At 42.0% G+C, this 9,280-nt stretch carries 5 protein-coding genes; all 5 read left to right on the forward strand.

Annotated features, from left to right (window positions below):
• The first annotated feature begins 9 nt into the window (after positions 1–9).
• Positions 10–1,827, forward strand: coding sequence for a RagB/SusD family nutrient uptake outer membrane protein (locus tag G9Q97_RS22385; protein ID WP_166151111.1), 1,818 nt, complete (start codon positions 10–12; stop codon positions 1,825–1,827).
• Positions 1,828–1,948: 121 nt separating this feature from the next.
• Complete coding sequence (locus G9Q97_RS22390; RefSeq protein ID WP_166151113.1) at positions 1,949–5,353, forward strand: VCBS repeat-containing protein; 3,405 nt, start codon at positions 1,949–1,951, stop codon at positions 5,351–5,353.
• Positions 5,354–5,403: 50 nt separating this feature from the next.
• Positions 5,404–7,515, forward strand: coding sequence for a thioredoxin domain-containing protein (locus tag G9Q97_RS22395; RefSeq protein WP_166151115.1), 2,112 nt, complete (start codon positions 5,404–5,406; stop codon positions 7,513–7,515).
• Positions 7,502–8,965, forward strand: a complete 1,464-nt coding sequence (locus G9Q97_RS22400) for a vanadium-dependent haloperoxidase (protein ID WP_166151117.1) — start codon at positions 7,502–7,504, stop codon at positions 8,963–8,965. Before G9Q97_RS22395 ends, G9Q97_RS22400 begins: the two co-directional genes overlap by 14 nt.
• Before the next feature lie 133 nt (positions 8,966–9,098).
• Positions 9,099–9,280 (forward strand): hypothetical protein (locus tag G9Q97_RS24910; protein ID WP_222852066.1); only part of this gene is annotated, 182 nt, incomplete at its 3' end.

Here is a 9,280-nt window from a genome sequence, read left to right on the forward strand (position 1 = left end):
AGCAGCCTGATGAAAAAATTTTATGTCATACTGCTAACTGGATTTGTTTTCTCCGCCTGCAACGAAGACCTTCTTGAGGTAACTCCCCTGGATGCCATCTCTGAAGAAAATGTATTTACTGATCCCACTTTTCTACAGAATTATGTATATAATATGTACAACGGGATTAAACCTCATTGGAGGCCAGGTAGCGGTGGCTATATAGGTATGACCGATATAGCAGTTTCTGCTCCGGATACGCACGACAGGGCTGCTGGAATACGCCAATATTTGGAGGGAAATATCACCCCTGACAATGTCACCCAATTGACCAATATTTGGGCGGAGCAATATGATTTTATTCGTAGAGCCAATATTTTCTTTGAAAAAACCGAAGGATCAAGTATTGATGCAGAACTACTTGACGGAATGAAGGGAGAAGTACACTTCCTACGGGCCTGGATGTATTTTGAGCTGATCAGAACCTTTGGCGGGGTGCCATTAATTACAGAAAGCTTTAGTCTGAGTGATGAGTCTTTTGATGTTTCCAGAAATACTTACGAGGAGTGTGCCCAGTTTGTATTGGATGAAGCTGATTTGGCCATTACCCTGTTAGATGGTGTAGCCCCGGCCGCCGGTAAAATAAGCAAAGAAGCCGCTATGGGATTAAAGGCCCGAATGTTGTTGTATATGGCAAGCCCGCTTAATAACCCGACCAACGACATGAGTAAATGGCAGGCAGCAGCTGCAGCGACAAAGGCCGTGATCGATGCGGGTTTTACCCTACACGAAAATCACGAGGAGTTGTTTCTTCAGCCTCTTGAAACGAATGAAACTGTTTTTGGCAGAACGTATACAGCCGGATCCAGAATCCCGGATTGGGGTTATAATTATGACTATTGGCCAAGTGGCTTTGATGCCCGGCAGCGACTTATGCCAACCCAGCATTTTATCAATATGTTTCAAATGGAAAATGGGGAATACCCTTATTTGGCTGATGGAGTGACAGTCAACCCCAATTCCGGTTATAACGAACAAAATCCAAATGTAGACAGGGATCCCAGGTACTACAGTTATATTTTATATCCAGGTGCAGGGCCGGTAAATATTATCGATGGGTCAAAAAGTACGCAAAGACTATACGAATATTGGGAGGATGCAAATCCTAATCCGGACAACCAACCCCCCTATGAAAATCCGAACAAAATTGATCCCATAAATAACCAGACGCTTTTTGATTTTGGGAGGGATTCAAAAACCTATTGGGTAAAAGGACTAACTCCCTTTCACTGGAGGGTTCAGACCGGCTATACGTTTAGAAAGCTCTTGGATTTTCAGGGCCCAAGGGCAAGTTTTGATTTTGACTACAGCCAAACGACGATTTTCATGCGATTGGCAGAATTTTACCTCAATTATGCCGAAATTCAGATGGCTTTGGGTAATGAAGATTTGGCCAGAGAATACATAAATAGGGTAAGGAAAAGACCCTCTGTCAATATGCCCGAAATTACCAGTTCTGGTGAGAATCTGATAAGGGATTATCGCAATGAACGTGCCGTTGAATTACATCTGGAGGACATGCGATTTTGGGATTTGTTGCGTTGGAAAGCTGCACCCGGAAATATCGACATCAATCCAATAAGAGGGCTAACCAGTGTAACAATGGATTGGTCCACAGCGGAAGAAGGTGATTTAATGGGTACCTTAAACTATACCTATGGCGAAGTACCCGAGGTGGATCCCCGCTTTCCCTGGCCCGGAGATTTCTATTATAGGTTTCCAATTCCCAGAGAAGAAATTCAACGCAGCAATAATAATATTGAGCAAAACCCCGGATATGAAGATTGATAAGTTGGTATAGTTGTTAATAGAATTTTTCCACAGAGACGAAAGCACAATTGCGCTTTCGTCTCTGTGGAATTTTGCCTTAGCAGTTGCGTAAGTTCGTAATTAAATGATCCTGTCTCAGATGAATAACTTATTGTGTTTTAGTTTAGTTTTTAATAAAATTTCAAGCATATGGCGTAGGCCACTCTTTATTGCTTTGTTCTTTTTTTTGCTGGGTTGTGAAATACCTGGCGATGAAAACCTCCTGTTCGACGAACTTTCCATTCCTGCCACCGGGATAGACTTTTCGAATAATCTGACGGAAAATGATTCCATTAACTATTTTAACTACATGTATATTTATATGGGAGGAGGAGTGGCTGTAGGGGACTTTAACAATGATGGCCTGCAAGATCTTTATTTTACAGGAAATATGGTCCCAAACAAACTTTACCTCAACAGAGGAAATATGAAATTTGAGGACGTTACCGAACTGGCTGGTGTTGCAGGTGATGACAGGTGGATGACGGGGGTCACTGTTGGTGACGCAAATCAGGATGGCTGGATGGATATTTATGTCAGTGTTTCAGGTAAATGGACAACAACAAAAAATTTATTGTTTATTAACAATGCCCAGGAAGGTGACATCCCCACCTTCACCGAAATGGGAGAAGCTTACGGATTGGCGGACGCTGGAAATAGCACTCAGGCTGTCTTTTTTGATTATAACGGAGATGGTCTTCAGGACCTGTATGTAATAAATTATCCGATTGTGCCTTCACGCACAAGTATGATGGAGTACCTTACCTACCGTAATGCTGCTCCCTATCACCGCAGCGACCGGCTGTACAGAAATGAAGGGAATGGAAACTTTACTGAACGGACCCGCGAAGCAGGACTTGATAAATACGGATTGTCCTTGGGTGTATCAGTTGGAGATTTTAATCAGGATGGTTGGCAAGACCTGTATGTGTCCAATGATTTTAGTACCCCCGATTTCTTTTACATCAATAATCAGGACGGGACCTTTACAGATTTAAATCTGGAACTAACCAATCATACCTCCTATTTTGGAATGGGAACAGATGTGGCTGATTTCAATAATGACGGTTATTTGGATATTTACCAGGTGGATATGATGCCCAAAAGTTACCGAAGGGCTAAGGAAAACATGGATAGCATGGATCCAGACCGTTTTTATTCCATGGTAAAGAATGATATGCACCACCAATATTCTATTAATACACTCCAACTGCATATGGGTAATGACAGCAATGGTTTGCCGCGTTTTGGAGATATCGGGAAAATGGCTGGGGTATCCTCCACAGATTGGAGTTGGGCCTCTCTATTTGCTGATTTTGATAACGATGGTTATAAGGATATTTACGTAACAAACGGTGTAAGAAGAGATATTAACAATAGTGATTATTTCAGAAGTGATGAGGTGCAAAATTTCGAAGAAGGAAATTCACTTGATCTGACCAAAAAGATTCCATCTGAAAAAATCAAGAATTTTGCCTTTCAAAACAAAGGAGATTTAACCTTTACCGATGTATCAGAACGCTGGGGCATAAATTTTAACGGCTTCTCCAATGGAGTGGCATACGCAGATCTGGATAACGATGGGGATTTGGATTTGGTAATCAATAACCTGGATGATCGGGCAAGCATTTATGAAAATAATGCCAGTGAAAAGGATAATGCTAATTTTTTACAAATTGAGTTAAAGGGGAATGCCGCAAACACTTTGGGTCTTGGAGCCAAAATTTGGTTGGAAACGGATGCAGGAACCCAGTACCAGGAACTGACGCTTACCAGGGGTTTTCAATCTTCTGTAGACCCAATCATTCATTTTGGAATTGGAAAGGCAGTTTCAATCAAGAAGATCAGGGTTCTATGGCCCGATGGCCGTCAAAGTCTGCTGGAAAATATTCCCGCAAACCAAAGAATCACCCTAAATGATTCCGATGCTGAGGAAGCTATGCCTGCTAAGTCGGTTTCTCAGCCTGGTTTTTTCAGCGACATTACTACCCTTACCTCCTTAGATCACCAGCATACAGAAAACACCTTTGATGATTTTCAATATCAGGTACTGTTGCCACACAAAATTTCGGAGTACGGGCCCGGACTTGCAGTTGGGGACATCAATAATGACGGGTTGGATGATTTTTATATCGGAGGGGCCTCTGGTCAAAGTGGAAAAATGTTTGTACAAAATCAGGACGGAACCTTTACTGAAATTCTTAATGAACTATTGGAAAAAGATAAGTTCCAGGAGGATGTAGGGGCCTTGTTTTTTGATGCAAACGGAGATGGCCTGTCTGATCTTTATGTGGTATGCGGTGGCAACGAACTTCGTAAAGGAGATGCCTATTATCAGGATAAGTTTTATATAAATAGGGGAGATGGCTTATTTGAAAAATCAGAAAAGGCTCTGCCTATCATGAGAGAAAGCGGATCGGTAGTAGTTGCCTCGGACATAGATCAGGATGGAGACCTGGACCTTTTCGTAGGAGGGAGGGTAACACCTAGAAATTATCCCCATGCCCCAAAAAGTCAAATTTTAAGAAACAATAGTAGTGAGGGGGAAATAAAATTTGATGATGTCACAGAAGATGTTGCCCCTGATTTACTGGATTTGGGAATGGTGACTCAGGCAAAATGGGTAGACGTGGATGGAAATAAATTGGATGATTTAATGCTGATCGGTGAATGGATGGGAATAACCTACCTTCAAAATAAAGGAGGTAAATTTATCAATGCTTCAAGTAATGCAGGATTGGAGGATACCAAAGGTTGGTGGTTTGGACTTATTGGACAGGACTTTGATAATGATGGGGATGTTGATTTTATTGTGGGCAATCTGGGAAAAAACTACAAATACCAGGCAAGCCAGACATCTCCTTTCAGCCTTTATGTCTATGATTATGATAATGACAGTAAGGATGATCTTGTCTTAAGTTATTTAGACAAAGGAGTGAGAGTTCCTGTCAGGGGGAGGGAATGTTCCTCCCAGCAGATTCCAGCCATAAAAGCAAAATTTAAGGATTACAAATCCTATGCCTCTGCCAGTTTAGAGCAAATTTATACTACTGAATATTTGGAGAAATCCACACATTATGAGGTGAAAAGTTTTGCCCATCAATACCTGGAAAACCAGGGAGACGGTACATTCAGGATTTCCCCATTGGATACTTTCTCCCAAATATCCTCCATCAATACACTTGTGCCCCTGGATATCAATCAAGACGGCCACCAGGATATTATCTATGCTGGTAACTTGTACGGATCTGAAGTGGAGACGCCACGAAATGATTCCAGTTACGGGGGACTCCTATTGGGTAATGGAAATGGGGGATTTGAAAGCCAAATGCCTTATCAAAGCGGATTGATGATACGGGGAGAAGTGAAATCAGCAAAAAAAATGAATTTGGCAGGAGGGGATGAGGGGATTTTATTTGCCAAAAACAATGACTTTCTTCAGCTCATTCGAATTGAAAAAAATGAAAACCTAAATTTAACCGCGATTTCTCCGGTTAATCCTTAACCTCTGCTATTGAAATCCGACTTCCCGTGAAAATGCTTATTGCCAAATATATGAAGAAGTCTTCCATAATAAATCATTTGTTTTTTGCCGTTTTTATTGTTTTGGTGGCATGTGGCAGGGGTAAGCAAGTGGATGTGGTTCGTCCCAATGGCAATGCCCTCATTCATGAAACCAGCCCCTATTTATTGCAACATGCCAGTAATCCGGTTGATTGGGTGCCATGGAGCAAAGATGCCCTGGCGCAGGCCAAATCAGAAGGAAAGCTAGTATTGGTGAGTATCGGATATGCTTCTTGTCATTGGTGTCATGTGATGGAGTCCGAAACATTTGAAGATCAGGAAGTGGCAAACTTGATGAATAAACATTTCATCAATATCAAAGTCGACAGGGAAGAGCGTCCGGATGTAGATAATGTGTACATGACAGCCCTCCAGTTAATTACGGGGAGCGGAGGCTGGCCGCTTAATGTAATCACCTTGCCCAATGGGAATCCACTGTATGGAGGCACTTATCATACCAGGGAACAGTGGATGCAGGTTTTGCTTGATGTAAATAAATTTTATACAGAAGATACACAGAAAGCCGAGGAATACGGGGAAATGCTGGCAAAGGGTATTCAGGAAACCAACAAGATTGTTCCGGTAACTCATTCCGATGAAACGAGTGCAGCTAGTTTACAAGAAAGTATAAGTAAATGGAAAACAACCTGGGATTTAGAATGGGGTGGGGATAGGGGAGATGAAAAATTCATGATGCCTACCAACCTTTCTTTTTTATTGAATTATTCTTCAATAAAAAAGGATGAGGAATCCATGGAGCATGTTCAAAACACGCTAAACAAAATGGCACTTGGAGGAATATATGATCAGGTAGGAGGAGGTTTTTTTAGATACAGTACGGATACATATTGGAAGGTTCCCCATTTTGAAAAAATGCTATATGACAATGCCCAAATGCTGCGCATTTATTCCACCGCAATGAAGGAATTTGATACCGATCTATACCGGGACATTGTTGTTGGAATCACTGATTTTCTGGAACGTGAAATGAAACACCCTTTTGGAGGCTATTATGCTGCATTAGATGCAGATACGGAGGGGACTGAAGGAAAATATTATTTATGGCAAGAAGCGGAATTGAAAGCGGTTTTGGAGAATGATTTTGATTTATTTGCTGCTTATTATTCCCTCCCATCTCAGCGGATGATGGAGGATAATTCCATTGTGCTTTTCAAGGATAAGCAGGATAAGGTTTTTGCAAATGACCATGGAATTTCTTATGCTGAATTCCGGGATTTAAAATTAAAGTGGAATTCACTTCTTTTGGGAATTCGGCAGAAGCGCATTGCTCCCCGAAAAGACGATAAGGTAATCACCTCATGGAATTCCCTGCTCATGATAGGATTTTTGGAGGCCTATAGTGCTTCGGGGAATGAGGCCTTTTTGAATAAATCACTTGAAATACTTGAATTTCTAAAAAAATATTCTCTCAGGGAAAACCAATTGATTCATTCCTACAAAGAAGGAGGCAGTCATGTGCCCGGATTTCTGGAGGATTATGCTTTTCTTATTGAGGCATTAATTAAATTGTATACCCTTACCCTGAATCAGGATCATTTGGATCTGGCAGTGAGCCTAAATTCCCATGTGATCGATACTTTCTCGGATCAGGGTTCAGGTATGTTTAAGTTCAATCAAAAAGAGGAATTGATATCCCCCCTTGTGCTAACCCATGATGGTGTCTTGCCTTCTCCCAATGCTTCTATGGCTTTGAATTTGTTTCATTTAGGCCATATTTTAGGTAAAAAAGAGTTTTTGGAGAAGTCGAAAAATATGGTGGCCTCCATGATGCCAAACATCCTTTCCGACGGTCAGGCATATGGGAAGTGGAATGAATTATTGATGCATATTTCCCTTCCCTACATGGAGGTAGCCGTGGTTGGTGAAAATTCAAAAACATTGATCCAACAATTGCATGAGAAACACCTGCCCAACACTTTGATTGTAGGGTCGGAAAAGGAAAATGGATTGCCCCTGTTCAATAATAGGTTCTATGCGGGCAAAACCATGATTTATGTCTGCAGAAATAATACCTGTAAACTTCCGGTGGCTTTACCGGAAGAAGCTATTGATTTAATCCACACATCTTATGAAGAAATGTAAGCTATATTCCTTTTATGTCGTGGTTTGTTTGGGTCTTCTCACTGGTTGCGGCACCAATGCTTCAACAAAATTGAATCAGGGTCCTTTAGGAGAAGATAACCTGGCCTATAAATGGGCCCAAATTGCACTGGAAGCCACTGCTAACGATACCGAGAGATTTAATCCCCGACCGACGGTTACTTCCCGTTATTTGGCCTTGATTTTTGTCTCCATGTTTGATGCCTGGACTGCTTATGATAACAAAGCAGTTCCTGTCTATTTGAAAAATGTTTCCAGGCGACCTGAGGAGGAAAGGACTTTGGAAAAAAAGGAAGTTGCCATCAGCTATGCCGCATTTCGTGCACTTATGGAATATTTTCCGGGAGATAGCCTGCTTTTTACAGGTTTTATGCTGGATTTGGGTTTGGATCCCGACCTGTCTTCTAAGGATCCCAAATCTCCTGAAGGCATCGGGAATTTGGCAGCTTTTTATGTAATATCTTCCAGAAAAGGTGATGGTGCCAACCAATATGGTGAAGAACCTGGGTCTACTAAAATCCCCTATTTTGATTATACCGGATACAAACCCGCCAACTCCGCAGATGTAAATTCGGACCTTGGCAGGTGGCAACCGAAATATTTTTCTGATGGCAAGGGAGGTAGGTTTGCGCCTCCATGTTTGACGCCTTTTTGGGATAGAGTTAAACCAATCGGGCTAAAATCAGCAGACCAATTTCGTCCCGGCCCTCCTCCCGAAATCGGATCCGAAAAGCTCAATATGGAAGTTCAGGAAGTGGTGGATGTTCAATCCAATTTAACAGATTATCAAAAGGCATTGGTAGAGTACATGCGGGATGGTCCCAAATCTGTACAGCAGGCAGGTCATTGGCTGAGATTTGCACAGGATGTTTCAAGACGAGACAAGCATACCCTTGATCAGGATGTGAAAATGTATTTTTATAACCAGGTAGTGGCCATGGATGCTTTTATCGCTGCCTGGGATTCCAAGATGTATTATGATTATGCAAGGCCTTTTGCCTTGGTTCATTCACTTTATGAAGACCAGCTGATCTATGGATGGGCAGGGGAAAAGACAGGAATGAGCCAGTTGCCCGGGAATCAGTGGCGGCCGTATTCGCCTGAGGTTTTCCTTTGCCCCCCTTTTCCAAGTTATGTTTCAGGTCATAGTGCCGTTAGTGGTGCCTGTGCAGAGGCATTAAGATTATGGACAGGAAGTGACGAATTTGGTGAAAGCGCAACCCTTGTGGCTGGAGCCATGACGGAGCCCGATTTTTTGGGAGATACAGTTGTTCTGCATTTCCCTACGTTTACCGAAACAGCTGAAATGGCCGGCTTTTCCAGGGTTTTAGGTGGGTATCACATTCAATCCGATAATTTGGAAGGACTGGAACTAGGTCGGAATGTTGCCAATGAGGTATGGGGTTTTTATAAAGCCCACGTAGGGGATTAGTTGGTTTGGCTTTAAAATGAAAACGATTGATTTGGAAAGGGTTTTGTTAATTTTCCGGTTAGTTTTGATCGGAGCAAGATGAGATTTCCCATTTTTTCTCTCTTTATAGTAACAAAGTTTATTTCCGTAATCGATGAGAATAATCAGTAGTTTAATTTTATTAGTTTTTATTTCAGGTTGTCATAAAGGTCAAAAGAATGGGGAAATACTCGATTCAGGAGATCAGGTCAGCTATAACTTTCATGTCAGGCCGATCCTTTCGGACAATTGTTTTGCCTGTCACGGGCCGGACGAAAACAAGCGTGAGTCCGGTCT

The organism is Cyclobacterium plantarum, assembly GCF_011290685.1.
Taxonomy (GTDB): Bacteria; Bacteroidota; Bacteroidia; order Cytophagales; family Cyclobacteriaceae; genus Cyclobacterium; species Cyclobacterium plantarum.

Bases quoted from the DNA above. Each gene is read 5' to 3' on its own strand.
- G9Q97_RS22385 (WP_166151111.1), top strand. From the start codon at position 10: ATGAAAAAATTTTATGTCATACTGCTAACTGGATTTGTTTTCTCCGCC.
- G9Q97_RS22390 (WP_166151113.1), top strand. From the start codon at position 1,949: ATGAATAACTTATTGTGTTTTAGTTTAGTTTTTAATAAAATTTCAAGC.
- G9Q97_RS22395 (WP_166151115.1), top strand. From the start codon at position 5,404: ATGAAGAAGTCTTCCATAATAAATCATTTGTTTTTTGCCGTTTTTATT.
- G9Q97_RS22400 (WP_166151117.1), top strand. From the start codon at position 7,502: ATGAAGAAATGTAAGCTATATTCCTTTTATGTCGTGGTTTGTTTGGGT.